The organism is Streptomyces sp. A0958, assembly GCF_004795035.1.
Lineage (GTDB): Bacteria > Actinomycetota > Actinomycetes > Streptomycetales > Streptomycetaceae > Streptomyces.
This window is the reverse complement of record NZ_SSBK01000018.1, coordinates 55,958-73,527: the sequence shown is the minus strand read 5'-3', so window position 1 is coordinate 73,527 and position 17,570 is coordinate 55,958. Positions and strand designations below refer to the sequence as shown.

The window sequence follows — 17,570 nt, the reverse complement described above, 5'->3', positions numbered from 1 at the left end:
GGGTTCCTTAAGGGGTCGGGAGGTCAGGCGGTCCAGTCGAGGATGACCTTGCCGCCGCGCCCGCTCGCCGCGTCGTCGAAGGCCGCCTCGAAGTCGCGGTAGCCGTACCGGCCGGTGATCACGGGGGCGAGGTCGAGGCCGCCCTCCAGCAGGACCGACATGGCGTACCAGGTCTCGTACATCTCACGGCCGTAGATGCCCTTGACCGTGATCATGGAGGTGACGATCCTGGCCCAGTCGACGGCGAACTCCTCGGAGGGCAGTCCGAGCATGGCGATCCGGCCGCCGTGCGTCATGTTGGCGATCATGTCGCGCATCGCCTCGGGGCGGCCGGACATCTCCAGGCCGATGTCGAAGCCCTCGCGCAGTCCCAGCTCGCGCTGGCCGTCGGCGATGGTCTGCTCGGCGACGTTGAGCGCCAGGCTGACGCCGACCTTGCGGGCCAGCTCCAGACGGGCCTCGCTGACGTCGGTGATCATGACGTTGCGGGCACCGGCGTGCCGGGCGACGGCGGCGGCCATGATGCCGATGGGGCCCGCGCCGGTGATCAGGACGTCCTCGCCGACCAGCGGGAAGGACAGCGCGGTGTGCACGGCGTTGCCGAACGGGTCGAAGATCGCGGCGATGTCGAGGTCGACGGGGACCCGGTGCACCCACACGTTGGACGCGGGCAGCGCGACGTACTCGGCGAACGCCCCGTCGCGGCCGACGCCGAGGCCGAGCGTGGAGCGGCAGAGGTGGCGGCGTCCGGCCAGGCAGTTGCGGCACTTGCCGCAGACGAGGTGGCCCTCGCCGCTGACCAGGTCGCCCACGGCGATGTCGACGACGTCGGACCCGATCGCGGCGACCTCGCCGACGAACTCGTGGCCGAGGACGAGCGGGGTGCTGATGGCCTGCTGGGCCCAGCCGTCGTAGTTGCGGATGTGCAGGTCGGTCCCGCAGATGCCGGTGCGCAGGACCTTGATCAGGACGTCCGAGGGGCCGGTCTCCGGCTCGGGTACGTCCATCAGCCAGAGTCCGGGCTCGGCCTTCTGCTTCACGAGTGCCTTCACGGCTGCGGCTCCCTGTACCTGGTGCGGCGTTGATCTCCCCGGGCCGGGGGCATGCCTGAGGAAGCCTGCGGCCCGGGGAAGGATGAGAGGGACGGCATGGCAGCGCGCTCGCACCGGCTGCCGCGCACCATCCTCCGCCGTCACGGAGAAATCTGCCGTACCCCGCGCCCCAGGTCCATCGAGGTTTTCTTAAACGGGGCCGCAGCTCCGCTTCACGCCCTGTCGTGGGGCGGCTGCCGTACGGGCGGGAGCTGCCGTACGGGCGGGAGCTGCCGTACGGCAGCCGCCCCTGCTCCGTTCGGCGGACCGGCAAAGTGCGCGACCGGTTACGCGCCGCGACCGGGGCCCGGATGGTGCGGTGGGGGGCGGGCGGCGGGCCGGACCGTTCGCGGTGGCGGAGGTGCGCGGGCGGCGGCCGGGACGGCGTGAACGGTGAGGCGGCCAGCGGCCACCGGCCGTCGATTGACATGAACAGGTCTTGACCACTGGCGTCACGGCTCCCTAGTGTGAGCCGGCATCAGACGTCTGCTGTCCGTTTTCAGACTATGGAGTTGTTCCATGCCCGGAAGACGAACCCTGCTCCTCTCGGCCCTGTCGCTACCGCTGGCATCCCTTCTGGTCGCGGCCCCCACCACAGCAGCACAGGCCGCCGCGTCGGCCTCGCAGACCTTCTACGTCGACTGTGGCGCCACCGCCGCCGGCGACGGAACCCAGGCCGCGCCGTGGAACTCACTGGCACCGGTGAACGCGCACACATTCGAGGCAGGTGACTCGATCCTCCTCAAGCGCGGCTCCACCTGTACCGGCCAGCAGCTCTTCCCCAAGGGCTCGGGCGCCGCCGGGTCGCCGATCGTGGTCGACGCCTACGGCACGGGCGCCAAGCCCGCGCTGGCCGGCGCCGGGCAGGTCACCGATGTCGTGCGGCTCGCGGACCAGCAGTACTGGGAGATCCGCAACCTGGACATCTCCAACCGGGGCGCGGCGGCCGACACCCGGCGCGGCGTCCACGTCACCCGTACGGACTCGGGCACCGGCACGTACTACCGGATCGCGGGCCTGGACATCCACGACGTCAACGGGAACCGGACGAGGAAGGACGACGACGCCAGCGCCGGCATCTTCTTCGAGGTCCTGGGGAACACCACGCCCACGAAGTTCGACGACGTCGCGATCACGGACAACACCGTGCGGACCGTCGACCGCTACGGCATCCACTTCTGGACCCGGTGGATGAAGCGCCCGGAGCTGAACAACGCCAACTGCGGGTCCACCTGCGGGGCGTGGACCCCGCAGACCCGGGTCGTCATCCGGGGCAACACCGTGTCGGACATCGGCGGCGACGCGATCGTGCCGCATCACACCGAGGGCGCGCTCGTCGAGTACAACAAGGTCGACGGCTTCCGCGAGCGCGAGCCGCAGCACTGCGCGGCCGGCGTCTGGGGCTGGAACACGCAGGACGCGGTGTACCAGTTCAACGAGGTGAGCGGCGGCAAGAGCGACTGCGACGGGCAGGGGCTCGACCTCGACGAGGCCAATATCCACACCATCTACCAGTACAACTACAGCCACGACAACGAGGGTGGCTTCATCCTCCTGTGCAACGGCTCCGGATCGACCACCGACGGCAACATCGTCCGCTACAACATCAGCCAGAACGACGGCGGCCAGCTCTTCGACATGGTCTGCGCGAAGACGACCGGCACGCAGATCTACAACAACACCTTCTACCTCGCCGATCCGGTACAGATCATCAACAACGCCAACGGCTCGGCGGCGGCGAACGCCACGTTCACCAACAACGTCTTCCACGTGGCGACGGCCGAGGCGAGTTACGTGAACGCCGCCGGCCTCGGCTTCGACTCGAACGTCTTCCACGGCACCCACCCGGCCGGCGAGCCGGCCGACGCCCACAAGGTGACGGCCGACCCGAAGCTGACGGCCCCCGGTACCGCGACCTCGCGCACCGACGCCGACGGCTACCGGCTCCGCGCGGGCTCCTCCGCCCTCGCCAACGGGGCCGTCGTCCCGGACGCGGGCGGGCGCGACTACTTCGGCAACCCGGTCACCGCGGGCTGCGTGCCCGACCGGGGCGCTCACCAGTCGTCCACCGCGTGCACGGAGCCGACGGGACCGGAGGCCGGGGTCAACCGGATCTCCGCGGGCACCCAGGCCATCGACGTACCGGCGCACTCCACGGCCCAGGGCACCCAGCTGGTCGGCTGGCTCTGGAACGGGGGCGACAACCAGAAGTGGAACGTGACGGCCAACACCGACGGCACGTACACGCTGAAGAACGTGCACAGCGGCCTGTGCGCCGACGTCGACGCCAACTCCACACAGGCCGGGGCCGCGATCATCCAGTGGCCGTGCAGCGGCGCCGACAACCAGCGCTGGACCGCCACCCCGGCGGCCGGCGGCTACCAGCTGGCGAGCAGGCGCAGCGGCCTGCTGCTCACCGCCGCCTCCGCGGCCGACGGGGCCCTGCTCACCCAGCAGGCGGCCTCCGCCACCGCGATCCAGACGTGGACCTTCACCAGGCAGTCCTGACCGGAGCGCTCCCCCGGCTCAGCCGCGCGGCCAGGGCCGCCCGTCGAGGCGCTCGATGTCCCGGTTGAGCCGGGCGAGGTCGTCCGCGAAGCGGGCGGCCTCCTCCGGCGTCCAGTCGGCCAGGACGCGCTGAAGGCCCTCCCGGTTCTCGGACCGGTCCTTGTCCAGCCGGCGTTCGCCCTCGTCCGTGATGACGAACTTCCGGGCGATCCCGCCGTCCGGGTCGGCGATGCGCTCGACGACACCCGCCCGGAGCATGGCCGCGGTCTGCCGGTTCAGCGTGGAGGTGTCCAGGCCGAAGGCGTCGTGCAGCTGACCGATGGACATCGGCCCCTGGACCCGGATACGGCTGAGAAGGATGTACGCGCTCCGGTCGAGCCGCCCGTCGCCTCGTGAAGTCAGCAGACTCATGTGCCGCCCGAGCAGCATCGTCTCGAACTCGATCCGGTCCACAGGCATGTCCACGCACGGCTCCCTACGACTGCGGGCGCACCTCCCGGACCGGGACGGCGGCCTCTCCGCAACAGATATACCACGGGATGTGTGCATGATGCACGTCCTATGCATCATGCACACAGCGTACGTGGCCCACCCCGCCGGTCTCCTGGGTCGTCACCACTCGGCTACCCCTCCCGTACTGGCCGAAAAGGTTTGACCGGCGACCACCACTCGAACCGGTGGTCCGGCCTCTCCCGGGGGCGGGGCAATCCGCCTTTGCCGCGAACCAGCCGCACGCCCCGCCGTAGACTCGCCGGATGGCGAAGTATTTCGACGTACACCCCGAAAACCCCCAGCAGCGCACCATCACCAACGTGGCCGAAAGCATCCGCTCCGGGGCTCTCGTCGCGTATCCGACGGACTCCTGCTACGCACTCGGGTGCCAGCTCGGCAGCCGTGACGGCCTCTCCCGCATCCGGGCGATCCGCAATCTCGACGACCGCCACCACTTCACGCTGATGTGCCAGAACTTCGCCCAGCTCGGGCAGTTCGTGCACATCGACAACGACGTGTTCCGCACGGTCAAGTCGGCGACCCCCGGCCAGTACACCTTCATCCTGCCGGCCACGAAGGAGGTGCCCCGTCAACTGCTGCACCCGAAGAAGAAGACCGTCGGCGTCCGCATCCCCGACCACGCCGTCGTCCAGGCCCTGCTGACGGAGCTGGGCGAACCGCTGCTCTCCAGCACCCTGCTCCTGCCCGACGAGGACGAACCCCTGACCCAGGGCTGGGAGATCAAGGAGCGCCTGGACCACGAGGTGGACATCGTCCTCGACTCCGGCGACTGCGGCACCGAGCCGACCACCGTCATCGACTTCTCCAACGGCGACCTGGAGATCGTACGGCGAGGGGCCGGCGACACCTCGCGGTTCGAATAGCCGGGCGGGCCCCCGCGATCGCCCCGACGGTCGCGGGGGCCGTCCGCATCAGGCGAGAACGTCCGCCTCCCCGTTCGGGAACCACCCCGCGGGGGCGACCTTCGGGAACCACCCCGCGGGCGCCACCTCCCCCGGGGCGCCGCGTCCCGTCCCGCCTGGCTCAGCACCATGCTCCCGGAAACGGCCACCGCGACGCAGACCAGCTCCGGGTCCGCCTGCCGCACCATCTTCACGGAACGCACGATCCGCCCCGGTGACATCGTCAGTTCGACCACGTCAACCGCCGCGAGGCCCGCCTCCCGGACCGAAGCGGTGAAGTCCTCCGCCGAACGGCTGAGGACACCCATGGGGTGCTCGCCGGCGACGAACAGGTCGTTCAGAGCCGCCAGTCGCTCCCTCGGCGGCAGGTCCTCGCGATCGAGCAGTGTCCGCATCATGGCTTTCCCCCCGGCATCCCACCGCAGCCAGGCGGCCCGTTCCCACGGCGTCGAATCGGCCATGCGCCCGCACACCGGCGGGCCGCGGGCTTCCCGCCCGCGCGGGCACCGGGGCGCGCGGGTCCTTGATAGCGTCGCCCCAGCGACTGCGGAACACTCCCCGCCGGGGTCGCCGCTCTCTGCCGGGACGGCGCTGCCACCGCGGGAGCGGGTGCGGGTGGCAGGGGGACCTTCACGGCAGGGACGAAGAGAGCCGACGCATGAGCCTCGCGCAGTTGCACTACACCTCCGCGGCGGACGGGGACGGCCCCGAAGGCGGCGAGGCGGGTCCGATACCGGGCCGTTTCAGCGCAGTTGACGCCGCGATACCCGGGTCCGTGCTCACCGAGGCGGGCCCGCTGCTGGGCTACGAGCCCCCGGCCGGCACCGAACCCCGGCTGCCCGACGCCGCGTTGCGCTCGCTGCCCGAATCACTCAGCTTCAGCGTGCTCTCGGACGGCGGTCATCTGCTGGCCCGGACGGTCGCGACCCGCCCCGCGCCATCGGCCTCCGTCGGTTTCCACGCACACGCGGTCCACCTCCCGCCCGGCAGCCGGCTGCCGGGCGGCGCGCTCCCGATCACCGCCTGCCGGACCGCCCGCTGGGCCGCCTCGACCCCCGGGCGCCCACTGCCCGACCCGCTCGCCGCGCTGCCCGGCGCCACCTGCCACCACGCCCGCGAGCGCGAGGGGCTGAACGACTTCGCCGTCTCGCGCGGGCCGTGGCTCGCCGGGGTGCTGGCCGATCTGCGCCGGCTGTGCGAGCCGGGCGCCTCCGGCCGGGTCGTGCTCGTCGAGCCGCAGAGCACGGACGTGGCCCGGTGGATCGCGCTCGCCTGCGTCGCCCTGCCCGACGAGCTCGCCGAGCGGCTTACGTTCACCACCTACACCCGCCACCCCCTGCGCGCCCCGCAACAGATCGTCGGCGTGCTGCCCCAGGACGCCGAGGAGCTGACGGGCCCGGACGTCCGCGTGCACCGGTGCGCCGGGGCCCGCCCGGACGGGGCCGTGGACGACGCCTGGGCCGAGACGGCCGCGCGGATCTGGCGCAACCGCGCCCCCGAGCTGTTCCGGGAGGCCGCCGAGCTGCCCGGGGAGCCGTTCGCCGCCGGGCCGGTGGCGGTGACGGCGCTGTGCGCGGGCATCGCGCTGGGGACGGGCGGGCGCGCCGCCGCCGCGGAGTGGGCCGCCGAACGGCCGTACGCGCTGGACGCGAAGCGGACCCGGCAGCTGGTCGACGCGCTGACCGCGCCGGGCGTGGACGAGCGTTCCGGGCCCGAATTCGACGCGGCGGGGCGGCTGTTCGCCGCGCTGGACGGCCGCTCCCCGGCGAGCACCACGGCCCCGCTGGCCGCGATGCTGGTGACCGAGGCGGTACGCGGTGGCAACGACTCCCTCGAACTGCCGGGCCGCACCGCCTTCAGCGGGCCCGAGGGCGCGGCCGTCGCCGGTGTGCTCGGGCCGGAGATCCTGACCGAGCTGGGCGGCGCGGGCGTCGGCCGCGACGTGGCCCGTACGGTCCAACTCCTGCGGGTGGCACGGCTGCTGGGGGTGGACTGCGCCGAGCTGCTGCCCTCGGTCGTGGCCCGGCTGGCGCCCGCCCTGCTGGAGGGCGACGAGGGCGACGAGGGCGACGAGGGCGACGAGGGCGACGAGGGCACCCCGGCCTGGGCGCCGGCCCTGCTGGAGCTGATGGACGAGCAGTTCGATGTGCGTACGGCCCTGCTCGGCGCGCTCGACCGGATCGCGCCGGACCGCCCGGACGGGGTGGAACGGCTGCTGGCGCGGGTGCCGCTGCCGTTCACCGGCACGCAGGCGCTGCCGCACCTGCGGATGTGCGCCGGCGCGCCGGAGGCCAAGGCCGACTGCGGCGACGACCGGGTGGGGGCGCTACAGCGGATTCTGCGCGTCGGCGGGATGTCGCCGTTCGCGGAGCCGCTGGTGCTGCGGACGGCCGTGGGCCTGGTGTGGGACGGGTCCGCCCCGACGGCGGCCGAGGCCCGGCTGCTGCTGGAGGCGGCGACCTCGGACGCGCACCGGGCGGCCGGCACCTGGTCGCACCTGGTGGGCGCCGCGCTCGCGGCCGGCGCCGAGGACTGCGAGGCGCCGGAGCTGGCCCACGACCTGCTGCGCGGCTTCCCGCAGGAGACCGGGGGCCGGGTGCGTGCGGCGCTCCTGCTCCTGGAGTTCGCCCGCGAGGTGCGCTCGGGGGCGGCGGAGCCGGAGTGGGCCGAGCGGGTGCGGGCGCTGCGCGCGGAGGCCGAGCCGGTGGAGCCGGGGGTGCTCGGGCAGGCGTGCGCCGCGGTGGCCGCGCGGTTGCTGGCGCCGGAGCGGCCCGAGGCGGAGCTGTACGCACTGGTGCACAGCGGTGACGCGGACCTGATCGCCGCCTACGACCGGGCCGCGCGCGGTGACAGCGTCCGGGCCCGGCTGGCGGCCGACTCCACGTACGCCGCCGACTGCTTCACCGTATGGACGGCCCACCCGCACGCCGGTCCCCCCTGGAGCAGGGCCGCCGCGGCCCTGCTGGAGGAGGTCCTGCGCCCGGTGGTGCGGGGGCTGCCCGCCGACCGGGTCGCGGCGGTCGAGGAGGCCGTCGGCCGCTCGGGCAGCAGCGGCCGGGCGGACGCCTTCCGCGACTGGAACCGCCGGGAGCGCCGCACCCTGGGCCGCCTGGGCCGGCGCATCGCGGGCCGGGTGCGGCGGACCTGAGCGCGGCGCGGGACACCCGCGGCGCCCGGTACCGTTGAGGTCACCGATCTCGTGCGCCCTCCTGGTGGGCTGCGTGAAAGCCAGGAGGAGCAGACACATGACGACGAACCGCGGCCGCAAGGACGTCATCCGCGACCGGATGGCGGCGACCGGTGAGTCGTACAACGTGGCCGCCCGCAATCTCAAGGCGATGAAGGACATGGGCGCCACGCGGGACGCCGTCCTCACCCAGCGCTGGCAGCCGGCCGATTCCCTCGACGTGCCGTGCCCCTGCGGCGGCACCTGCGAGCCGGGCGAGCGGTGCGGGCGCTGCCACGCGCTGCACCGGCACGTGGCGCGCTACCCGGGCAGCACGACCGAGGTGGAGACGTGGGTGGACCGGTACGAGTGCCTGGGCTGCCCGGCCTCGTACACCCTGACCGTGGTCCTGCCGGGCCGGCCCTGGGGTGTCGCGGAGACCGTGGTCCAGGGCGGCGCGGCGGAGCCCGTGGTGCGGGCCCGGGTCTTCCCCGGCGTCGCGCACCCGCTGCTGCGGCAGGAGGAGCCGTACGAGGGCTGACGCGGCGCGCGCCGGTCCCCGGGGGTGTCTTTTCGGTCAGGGCCGACGAGACACCCCCTCGTACGGGCGGGCCGGATCAGTCCTCCGGGGTCAGCCGCAGGGAGATCGAGTTGATGCAGTACCGCTGGTCCGTCGGGGTGGGGTAGCCCTCGCCCTCGAAGACATGGCCCAGGTGCGAGCCGCAGCGGGCGCAGCGGACCTCGGTGCGGACCATGCCGTGGCTGCGGTCCTGGATCAGTTCGACCGCGTCGGTGTCCTTCGGGTCGTAGAAGGACGGCCAGCCGCAGTGCGACTCGAACTTCGTGTCGGAGCGGAACAACTCCGCTCCGCACGCCCGGCAGGAGTAGACGCCGGCGGTCCTGGTGTCGGTGTACTCACCGACGAAGGCGGGCTCGGTGCCGGCCTTGCGCAGCACCGCGTACTCGGCGGCGGTGAGTTCCTCCCGCCACTGTTCGTCCGGCTTCTCGACGTCGTACGGCACGGTGGCTCCTTCAGTTCGACAGGTGGTCCAGGATCTGCGGGCCGAGGTCGGTGACGTCGCCCGCTCCCATGGTGAGAACGAGGTCGCCGGGCTTCGCCATTCCCGCGACGGCCTCGGGGACCATCGCCTTGTCGTGGACGGCGGTGACGTCCGCGCCGGCGGCCCGCGCGGCGTCGATGACCAGGGCGCTGGTGACGCCGGGGACCGGGTCCTCGCGGGCCGGGTAGATGTCCAGGACCACGGAGGCGTCGGCGAGCGCGAGGGCCTGGCCCATCTCGGTGCCGAGCTCCTGGGTGCGGGAGAACAGGTGGGGCTGGAAGACGACGAGGAGGCGGGCCTCGGACGCGGCGCCGCGCATGGCCTCCAGGTCGGCGGTCATCTCGGTGGGGTGGTGGGCGTAGCTGTCGATGACCTGGACGCCGGCCGCCTCGCCCTTGAGCTGGAGGCGGCGCTTGACCCCGGTGTACTTGCCGAGGGCCGAGGCGAGGTTGTGGGCGGGGACGCCGAGGGCGATGCCCGCGGCCAGGGCGGCCACCGCGTTGAGGGCGTAGTGGCGGCCGGGGACCGAGACGGTGAAGGTGAGGTACTTGCCGCCCAGGACGACCGTGACCTCGCTGGTCAGGCCGCGCGGGGTGATCTTGTGGACGCGTACGTCGGCGGTCTCGGACTCGCCGTAGGTGACGACCGTGAGCGCGGGCAGCTCGGCGCGCACCCGGCGGGTCAGCTCGACGGCGCCGGACTGGTCGGCGGAGACGACCAGGGTGCCGTCGGGGACGATCTTGCCGGCGAAGGTCTCGAAGGACTCGTAGATCTCGTCCATCGAGGCGTAGTTCGCGTGGTGGTCCAGCTCGACGTTGAGGACGATCGCGACGTCGGGGTCGTACTTCTGGAAGCTCCGGTCGCTCTCGTCGGCCTCGGCGACGAAGATCGTGCCCTCGCCGTGCATGGCGTTGGTGCCGGGGCCCGCCAGGTCGCCGCCGATCGCGTACGAGGGGTCGAGGCCCAGCTCGCTCAGGGCGACGGCCAGCATCGACGTGGTCGTCGTCTTGCCGTGGGTGCCCGCGACGGCGATGGAGCGCAGCCCGTGCATCAGGGAGGCCAGCGCGTCGGAGCGGTGCACGACGGGGATCGACAGCTCCCCGGCGCGCACCAGCTCCGGGTTGTCGGCGCGGATGGCGCTGGAGACGACCACGCAGGTGGCGTCGTCCGCCAGGTGTCCGGCGGCGTGCCCGATGTGGACGGTCGCCCCCAGCGCGCGCAGCGCCTCTGCCGTCGCGGACTCCTTGGCGTCGCTGCCCGCGACCTTCGCACCGCGCTGGGCGAGGATCTTCGCGATGCCCGACATTCCGGCGCCGCCGATGCCGATGAAGTGCGGTCGTTCCATGGCGGCGGGAATGCCGGGTGCCATCTGTGCTCCTCGGGGTGGGTTTCGAGTGCGGGCCGGTGCCACTCCGGCGACCGCGACCCCAGCCTATTCGCTGTGCGCGAAGAGCTTGAGCACCGGGACGCCGACCTTGTGCCGGGCGCGGGAGGCCCAGTCGCGGTGGAAGAACTCCTCGACGTAGTGGGGCGCGGTCAGCACGATGACCTCGTCGGCGTCCGACTCGTCCACCACGGAGGTGAGCTTGTCCAGGGGGTGGTTCTCGATCACCTGCCCGACGGCCTCGGAGCCCGCCTGGCGCAGGGCCTCCACGGACACCTGAAGGGCGAGTTCGGCCGACTCCCTGGCGTTCTTGCCCTCGGGCTCCTCGCCCTCGCGGGCCGCTTCCTTCAGTTCGCCCATCGCGAGGTCGTCGATGGCACGCAGGAGCACATCCGCCTGGTCTCCGCGCGGCTGCATGAGGACGACGAACGAGGTCTGCTCGTCGCCGTGCAGGGTGGTGACGAATTCGACGTCCCCGGACGTGAGGGCCTTCTCGATCATCAAAACGCTGGTGAACACCACAGGAGCCCTTCTCTTCAGCGACCGCCGCCGGCCGCTGCTGAAACCATCCTTCCCCGCGCTCGCACGGGGTCTGCGAGATCCATTCTGCCCACGGAAAGCTAACCGGAACGGAATATTCCGCTGATTGCTGCCCGCCGGCGCTGTACGGGAGAGCCCCGCACCGGCTCCGGCGGCGGTGCGGGGCGGCCGCGCGTCAGCTCCGGCGGTACCGGGAGAAGAGGAACCCGTCCTCCTCCAGCAGGGACGCCAAGGCGAATCGTTTCGGCACGGTGACCGCCGGGCCGCCCGCGATCCGCTGGGCGTCCCCGGCCGTGAGCAGGGGCGCGACGGTCAGACACAGCTCGTCCAGCACGCCCGACGCCACGAACTGGCCGAGCAGCCGGGGCCCGCCCTCCGTCAGCAGCCTCCTCAGCCCCCGGTCGGCCAGCTCCCGCACGGCCCGGACGGGATCGACGCGCGAGCCCTCCCCCGCGATCACCACGTCGGCACCGGCCTTCCGGGCCGCCGAGATCCGGTCGGGCGGCGCACCCGCACCGGTCAGCACCAGCGTCGGGACCAGCGGGGAGACGAAGAGCGGGAGCGAGAAGTCCAGGTCCAGGCTGCCGCTCACCACGGCGACGGCCGGAGCGGGGCCCTGACCGGCCGCCGCCCGCCGCGCCGCGAACGCCTCCCGGGCGCGGGCCGGCCGGTAGCCCTCCAGGCGTACCGTCTCCGCGCCCGCGATCACCACGTCGGCCAGGCCGCGCAGGGTGCCGAAGATCCGCATGTCGCTCTCGCAGGAGATCGGCTGCGAGCGGCCGTCGTGCTGGGCGGCCCCGTCGAGGGTCGACACCATGTTGGCGCGCAGCCAGGGGCCGTCCGTGCCGGGGTAGGCGTAGACGTCGGCGAGGTCGTCCAGGCTCCACTCGCGCGGGGCGTCGGCCGCTGTCAGGTCGGTCACAGGGAACAGGCGTCGCATGTCGGCAGTCTGACACGGCCGTAAGCTTGACGGTTGTGTCGTCCTCCCACGCCGTGCCGGGGTCCAGCCCCATAGCCGAAACGGCCCCGCTCTCCCTGTGCGCCCTCGAGCCGCATGTCCCTGCCGACCGTCTGGTCGCCGAGATGGTGCCGCCGCCGCGCTTCGACTCGGTGCGTTTCGATACGTACGTACCCGACCCCAATCAGCCGAGCCAGACCGAGGCGGTCCGGGTCCTGAGCGACTTCGCCGCCGGGCTCGGCGGGGCGCACGCTTCGGGCTCGGGCAAATCCGGAGGAGCGCGAAGCGCGTCCCGTGAGGGGTGGTGGCGGGCGACGGGTGGGCGGTTCGGCCGCAAGGCGGCGCAGCCGTCCGGTCCGCGCGGGGTCTACCTCGACGGCGGCTACGGCGTCGGCAAGACCCACCTGCTCGCCTCCCTCTGGCACGCCACGCCGGCCGCGCCCTCGCTGAAGGCGTTCGGGACCTTCGTGGAGCTGACGAACCTGGTGGGCGCGCTCGGCTTCCAGCAGACCGTGCGGACGCTGAGCGGGCACCGGCTGCTGTGCATCGACGAGTTCGAGCTCGACGACCCGGGCGACACCGTGCTGGTGTCCTCGCTGCTGAGCCGGCTGGTCGAGGCGGGGGTGGCGCTGGCCGCGACCTCCAACACGCTGCCCGGCAAGCTCGGCGAGGGCCGGTTCGCCGCGGCCGACTTCCTGCGGGAGATCCAGGGTCTCTCCGCGCACTTCCGCCCCCTGCGCATCGACGGCGATGACTACCGCCACCGCGGTCTGCCCGAGGCCCCGCCGCCCTACTCGGACGAGCAGGTCACCAGGGCGGCGTACGCGACAAAGGGCGCCAGCCTGGACGACTTCCCCGCCCTCCTCGACCATCTGGCCCGGGTCCACCCGAGCCGGTACGGGGCGCTGACGGACGAGGTGCGGGCGGTGTGCCTGACCGAGGTGCGGCCGGTGCCCGACCAGTCGACCGCGCTGCGGCTCGTGGTGCTCGCGGACCGGCTGTACGACCGCGAGGTGCCGGTGCTCGCGTCCGGGCAGCCGTTCGACCGGCTGTTCAGTGAGGAGATGCTGAACGGCGGGTACCGGAAGAAGTACTTCCGGGCGATCTCCCGGCTGACCGCGCTGGCGCGTGACGCGAAGGGGCTGGTGGCGCAGTAGGTTCGGGGGCGTAGGACGTACCACCGGCCGGGGCACGACGGTGTGCCCCGCCGTTCCCGTACAACCGCGCATTCCGTTTGAAGGGAACCAGCATGGCTACCACGCGTCAGGCCCACACAGAATGGGAAGGCAACCTCCTTGAGGGCAAGGGCGTCGTCACCTTCGACTCCTCCGGGATCGGTGACTACCCGGTCTCCTGGCCGTCCCGCGCCGAGCAGGCGAACGGGAAGACCAGCCCGGAGGAGCTGATCGCCGCGGCCCACTCCAGCTGCTTCTCGATGGCGCTCTCCAACGGTCTCGCCTCGGCCGGCAACCCGCCGGCCCGGCTGGACACCAAGGCCGAGGTCACCTTCCAGCCCGGCACCGGCATCACCGGCATCCACCTCACCGTCGTGGGCACGGTGCCCGGTCTCGACGAGGCGGGCTTCGCCAAGGCGGCCGAGGACGCGAAGGCGAACTGCCCGGTCAGCCAGGCCCTGTCGGGCACCACGATCACGCTGAGCGCCTCGCTCGCCTGATCTCTTTCCCGTGTCCCCGGGCCGGCGCCCCGCGCGCCTGCCCGGGGACACGGCTGTTCCCGGGCCGGCCGCTGTCCGCCGACAAGCCCGAGGAACTGCCCTGGCTCATCAAGACCGACGAGTACGTGGAGGGGCGCGCCTACCAGGGCGAGCGGGAGATCTCGCTGCGTCCGGGCAGCAACGCCCAGGTCCCGGTCAACGAGGCGCTGGCGCTCTCGCTGATCGACGGGACCGGGGAGCCGGCCGAGCGGTACGGCTTCTCGACCCTGAAGGTCAACGACCGGCCGACGGCCGTGCGGCTGATGGTCGAGAACCCGGACACCGAATACGCCGAGGCCGTCGAGGGTGAGTCCGTGGTCTACAAGGCCAGGGCGGGCGGCACGTTCGACTACCAGGGGGACGACCCCTCGAAGTACGAGACCTCCTTCCGGCAGCTGAACAAGGTCGGCAGCCAGGACCTCGAACCCGTGATGAAGCTGACCAAGTGGGTGGAGAAGGCGTCCGACAAGGAGTTCGCCGCCGGCCTCGACAAGTACGTCGACGTCGACTCGTTCGCCCACTACGTCGCGGCGCAGAACCTGCTGATGAACTTCGACGACATGGCGGGCCCGGGGAAGAACTACCTGCTCGGGTACGACCTGAACACCAAGAGGTTCTCGGTGCTCGGCTGGGACTACAACCTCACCTTCAGCGGGGACGCGGCCGCCGGGCCCGACGACCGGATGAGCATGGGCGGCGGCCAGGGCGGGCAAGCGGGTCGGAATGGCCAAGCCGGTCAGGGCGGTCAGGCAGGCCAGGGCGGTCAGGCAGGCCAGGCCGGGCAGGCGCCCGAAGGTGTACCGGACATGTCGCAGCTGCCCGATATGCCTGACATGGCGGGCGGCCCGGGAGCACCGGGCGGTGACGGAGACGACGCGGCCGGCGCCCGGCGCGGCGGCGGCATGATGTCCGGGCACGCGCTGAAGGACCGGTTCCTGGAGCTCGACGCCTTCGACGCGGTCTACAAGAAGGCGTACAAGGACCTGTACGAGAAGTTCTACGCCTCCGGCAAGGCCACGAAGGCGCTCGCCGACCTCGCGGAGCAGGCGGCCCGGGCCGGGATCTCCGACAAGGAGGTGGAGAGCGCGGTCGGCACGCTGCGTACGACGGTCACCGAGCGCGCCACGGCTCTGGCGAAGAACAAGGAGGTGACCGGCTGACCGCCGGCGCGCCCCGGCAGGAAGGCCCCGTCCGCCTTCCCCGCCCGGGGCGCGCCGTCGCATACCGGGCCCGGCCGGGGCTTTCCTGTGAGCCCGCACATGTTCGCCGGTTAGCATCGCGCGCGTCCACCGCACGGCGCCGCCCCGCCCGGCGTGCGCCCTTCCCCGCAACGCCGCGAGGTGATCCTTCCGATGGGCGACCGGTCGGCCCGGCACACCGTTCTCGTCGTCGAGGACGACCCGAGCATCCGCACCCTGCTCACCTCGGCCCTGAACGCGGCCGGCTACTGCGTCGCCTCGGCGGCCAACGGGCGGGACGCGGTGGGCGGGGCGGACCGCTGCCGGCCGGACCTGATCGTGCTGGACGTGATGCTCCCGGACACCGACGGGTTCGCCGTGACGCGCGAGCTTCGGTCCCGGGGCGACTACACCCCGGTGCTGTTCCTGACGGCCCGCACGGACATCGAGGACCGCATCATCGGGCTCAGCTCCGGGGGCGACGACTACGTCACCAAGCCGTTCCACATCCAGGAGATCCTGCTGCGGATACGGGCCATCCTGCGCCGCACCGCGGGCGCGCCCCGGCCGCCCGCCGAACAGCCCCCGCTGCGGTACGCGGACCTGAGCGTGGACCGCGAGCGGCACACCGTGCACCGGGCCGGCGCACCCGTACAGCTGTCCCCGACCGAATTCCGGCTCCTGGTGTGCCTGGCGTCCCAGCCCGAGAAGGTGCTGGAGAAGCAGGACATCCTGCTGGCCGTGTGGCAGTACGGCTTCGCCGGGGACACCCGCATCGTCGACACGTACATCAAGAACCTGCGCCGCAAGATCGACCGCGCGGGCCGGCCGCTGATCCACACCGTGCGGGGCGTCGGCTACTGCCTGCGGCTGCCGCGTGAGGACGCGCCGTGAAGCTGCGGGCGCGTCGGCTGCGGCCCCGCTCGGTGCGGACCCGGCTCGTGCTGATCTCCACCGTGCTGGCCACGGTGGCCGTGCTGGTCTCGCAGGCCGCCGGTCTCGCGGTCATGCGGTCCTGGCTGACCGGCCAGATCGACCACCGCCTGACCGACTTCCGCCCGCCACCCCCGGCCGCGCACGCCCCGGCGCACGGCAAGCGGCCGAATGCTCCCGAGCCCCGCGAGGACGCCCTGCCCTCCGACTACCGGGTCTTCTTCTACACCTCGGACGGTCGGCTCCGCCCCGACTCGCTGGGCAGCGGCAGCGGCAGCGGCAGCGGCCGGCCCTATCTGCCCGCCAGCGTCTCCGCCCTCACGCTGAGGAACGGGCATCCCGCCACCGTGCCCGCCGCCGACGGGGGCTCGCGCTGGCGGGTGATCGCCGACACGGGCCGGGACGGGCGGCGCGTCGTCGTCGCGCTCCCCCTCGGCACCGTCGAGGGCGCCACGTCCAAGCTGCTGTGGTTCAGCCTCGCGATCGGCGCTGTCGTGGCCGCCGGTGTCGGGCTGCTGGGCAGCGCGGCCGTACGGCTGGGGCTGCGCCCGCTGGCCCGGATGGAACGCACGGCTCTGCGCATCACCGGCGGTGAGTCGGCCCTGACCGTCGCCGACACCGATCCGCTTACGGAGACCGGGCGGCTCGGCATCGCCTTCAACACGATGCTCGACCAGGTCCGGGCGGCCCTGCACCGCAAGGACGCGTCCGAGCAGCGGCTGCGTCGCTTCATGGCCGACGCGGGCCACGAACTGCGCACACCGCTCACCTCGATCCAGGGCTTCGCCGAACTGCTCGTGGAGCAGCCGCGCCTGCCCGCGGCGCGCCGGCGCGAGGCCCACGAGCTGATCGCCCGGAACGCGGAGCGGATGAGCCGTCTCGTCGACGACCTCTTTCTGCTGGCCAAGCTGGGTTACGCGCCCGTCGCGCACCGCGAGACCGTGGACCTGCTGTCGCTGGCGGCCGACGGGGTCGGCGCGGCCGTCGTCGCGCATCCGGGGCGGGACGTGCGGCTGACACCGCTGGGCGGTGGCGGCCCGGACGGCTCGGGGCCGGCGCTCGATGTGGTGGAGACGCTGGGGGACGCGCACCGGCTCTCCCAAGTGATCGCCAATCTGCTGGCCAACGCCTGTCGGCACACCCCGCCCGGCGCCCGCGTCGAGGTGCGGGTCGGCGCCGTACGCACCGGCCCGGAGACCGGGGGCGCCGACCGGCCGGGCCGCAGCAGCGCCACGGCGGCGCTGCCCGCCGGGGTGCCGGCGTGCGTGGTCGAGGTCGCCGACGACGGGCCCGGACTGACGGCCGAGGCGGCCCAGCAGGTGTTCGAGCGGTTCTACCGGGGGCCCGCGACGGGGCCGGACGGCGCGGAGCCCGGGTCCGGTCTCGGCCTGTCGATCGCCTCCACCATCGCCGAGGCGCACGACGGGCGGCTCGAACTCGACACCCGGCCGGGCTACGGTTCCACGTTCCGTCTGCTGCTGCCCCGGAGCGTCGGCGCCGATCCGGCGCACCTGCCGTGACAACGTCTGCCGAGAGGGCCGACGTCCGGCGGAAGACTCGAACGGGCAGCCCCTCTCCTGACGAAGCCATGCCATCTGTCCTGTCCCCCAGCAGGGAGTTGC

At 72.8% G+C, this 17,570-nt stretch carries 14 protein-coding genes and 1 pseudogene; 9 read left to right on the top strand and 6 right to left on the bottom strand.

The genetic code is table 11. The features are described from left to right. Positions 1-23: 23 nt before the first annotated feature. Positions 24-1,052: an L-threonine 3-dehydrogenase gene (tdh, locus tag E6P78_RS19105; protein ID WP_136204818.1), complete on the bottom strand. Its 1,029-nt coding sequence runs from the start codon at positions 1,050-1,052 to the stop codon at positions 24-26. Between the two features lie 558 nt (positions 1,053-1,610). Here tdh and E6P78_RS19100 point away from each other — a divergent pair. Further along, a complete protein-coding gene (locus E6P78_RS19100) occupies positions 1,611-3,599 on the top strand; it encodes an RICIN domain-containing protein (protein WP_136204817.1) in 1,989 nt (662 codons plus the stop codon). An 18-nt stretch (positions 3,600-3,617) separates the two neighbouring features. Here the strand turns inward: E6P78_RS19100 and E6P78_RS19095 are convergent, their stop codons facing one another. Beyond that, positions 3,618-4,064, bottom strand: a complete 447-nt coding sequence (locus tag E6P78_RS19095; protein WP_136204816.1) for a MarR family transcriptional regulator — start codon at positions 4,062-4,064, stop codon at positions 3,618-3,620. Between the two features lie 290 nt (positions 4,065-4,354). Between E6P78_RS19095 and E6P78_RS19090 the strand changes: the two genes are divergently transcribed. From E6P78_RS19090 to E6P78_RS19075, 3 genes are all read left to right on the top strand, one after another. Further along, complete coding sequence (locus E6P78_RS19090; protein WP_136204815.1) at positions 4,355-4,975, top strand: L-threonylcarbamoyladenylate synthase; 621 nt, start codon at positions 4,355-4,357, stop codon at positions 4,973-4,975. Between the two features lie 697 nt (positions 4,976-5,672). After that, on the top strand, positions 5,673-8,162 hold the full coding sequence (locus E6P78_RS19080) for a GTPase-associated protein 1-related protein (protein ID WP_136204814.1): 2,490 nt from the start codon (positions 5,673-5,675) through the stop codon (positions 8,160-8,162). 97 nt (positions 8,163-8,259) lie between these two features. Next, on the top strand, positions 8,260-8,721 hold the full coding sequence (locus E6P78_RS19075; RefSeq protein ID WP_136204813.1) for a hypothetical protein: 462 nt from the start codon (positions 8,260-8,262) through the stop codon (positions 8,719-8,721). 76 nt (positions 8,722-8,797) lie between these two features. Here E6P78_RS19075 and msrB read toward each other — a convergent pair whose 3' ends face one another. The 4 genes from msrB to E6P78_RS19055 form a co-directional block, all read right to left on the bottom strand. Then, entirely contained in the window at positions 8,798-9,202 is a 405-nt protein-coding gene (gene msrB, locus E6P78_RS19070) for a peptide-methionine (R)-S-oxide reductase MsrB (RefSeq protein ID WP_136204812.1), read from the bottom strand. 10 nt (positions 9,203-9,212) lie between these two features. Further along, positions 9,213-10,610: a UDP-N-acetylmuramate--L-alanine ligase gene (gene murC, locus E6P78_RS19065; RefSeq protein ID WP_136204811.1), complete on the bottom strand. Its 1,398-nt coding sequence runs from the start codon at positions 10,608-10,610 to the stop codon at positions 9,213-9,215. A 63-nt stretch (positions 10,611-10,673) separates the two neighbouring features. Continuing rightward, the gene (locus tag E6P78_RS19060; RefSeq protein ID WP_136204874.1) at positions 10,674-11,126 is read right to left on the bottom strand and encodes an indole-3-glycerol phosphate synthase; all 453 of its coding nucleotides are present in this window, start codon (positions 11,124-11,126) and stop codon (positions 10,674-10,676) included. Between the two features lie 214 nt (positions 11,127-11,340). After that, complete coding sequence (locus tag E6P78_RS19055; protein WP_136204810.1) at positions 11,341-12,105, bottom strand: pyrimidine reductase family protein; 765 nt, start codon at positions 12,103-12,105, stop codon at positions 11,341-11,343. Positions 12,106-12,140: 35 nt separating this feature from the next. Between E6P78_RS19055 and zapE the strand changes: the two genes are divergently transcribed. From zapE to E6P78_RS19030, 5 genes and pseudogenes are all read left to right on the top strand, one after another. Further along, positions 12,141-13,280, top strand: coding sequence for a cell division protein ZapE (gene zapE, locus E6P78_RS19050; RefSeq protein WP_136204809.1), 1,140 nt, complete (start codon positions 12,141-12,143; stop codon positions 13,278-13,280). Between the two features lie 92 nt (positions 13,281-13,372). Further along, positions 13,373-13,798, top strand: coding sequence for an OsmC family protein (locus tag E6P78_RS19045; protein WP_136204808.1), 426 nt, complete (start codon positions 13,373-13,375; stop codon positions 13,796-13,798). Positions 13,799-13,869: 71 nt separating this feature from the next. Beyond that, positions 13,870-14,997 (top strand): annotated as a pseudogene (locus E6P78_RS19040) (CotH kinase family protein); the annotation flags it as partial. Between the two features lie 192 nt (positions 14,998-15,189). Then, positions 15,190-15,909: a response regulator transcription factor gene (locus E6P78_RS19035; RefSeq protein WP_136204807.1), complete on the top strand. Its 720-nt coding sequence runs from the start codon at positions 15,190-15,192 to the stop codon at positions 15,907-15,909. After that, positions 15,906-17,468, top strand: a complete 1,563-nt coding sequence (locus E6P78_RS19030; RefSeq protein ID WP_206307842.1) for a HAMP domain-containing sensor histidine kinase — start codon at positions 15,906-15,908, stop codon at positions 17,466-17,468. The genes E6P78_RS19035 and E6P78_RS19030 overlap by 4 nt, the downstream gene beginning before the upstream one ends. The last annotated feature ends 102 nt before the right edge of the window (positions 17,469-17,570 follow it).

Bases quoted from the DNA above. Each gene is read 5' to 3' on its own strand.
- E6P78_RS19045 (WP_136204808.1), top strand. From the start codon at position 13,373: ATGGCTACCACGCGTCAGGCCCACACAGAATGGGAAGGCAACCTCCTT.
- E6P78_RS19060 (WP_136204874.1), bottom strand. From the start codon at position 11,126: ATGATCGAGAAGGCCCTCACGTCCGGGGACGTCGAATTCGTCACCACC.
- E6P78_RS19090 (WP_136204815.1), top strand. From the start codon at position 4,355: ATGGCGAAGTATTTCGACGTACACCCCGAAAACCCCCAGCAGCGCACC.
- E6P78_RS19080 (WP_136204814.1), top strand. From the start codon at position 5,673: ATGAGCCTCGCGCAGTTGCACTACACCTCCGCGGCGGACGGGGACGGC.
- E6P78_RS19100 (WP_136204817.1), top strand. From the start codon at position 1,611: ATGCCCGGAAGACGAACCCTGCTCCTCTCGGCCCTGTCGCTACCGCTG.
- E6P78_RS19035 (WP_136204807.1), top strand. From the start codon at position 15,190: ATGGGCGACCGGTCGGCCCGGCACACCGTTCTCGTCGTCGAGGACGAC.
- E6P78_RS19075 (WP_136204813.1), top strand. From the start codon at position 8,260: ATGACGACGAACCGCGGCCGCAAGGACGTCATCCGCGACCGGATGGCG.
- murC (WP_136204811.1), bottom strand. From the start codon at position 10,610: ATGGCACCCGGCATTCCCGCCGCCATGGAACGACCGCACTTCATCGGC.
- E6P78_RS19055 (WP_136204810.1), bottom strand. From the start codon at position 12,105: ATGCGACGCCTGTTCCCTGTGACCGACCTGACAGCGGCCGACGCCCCG.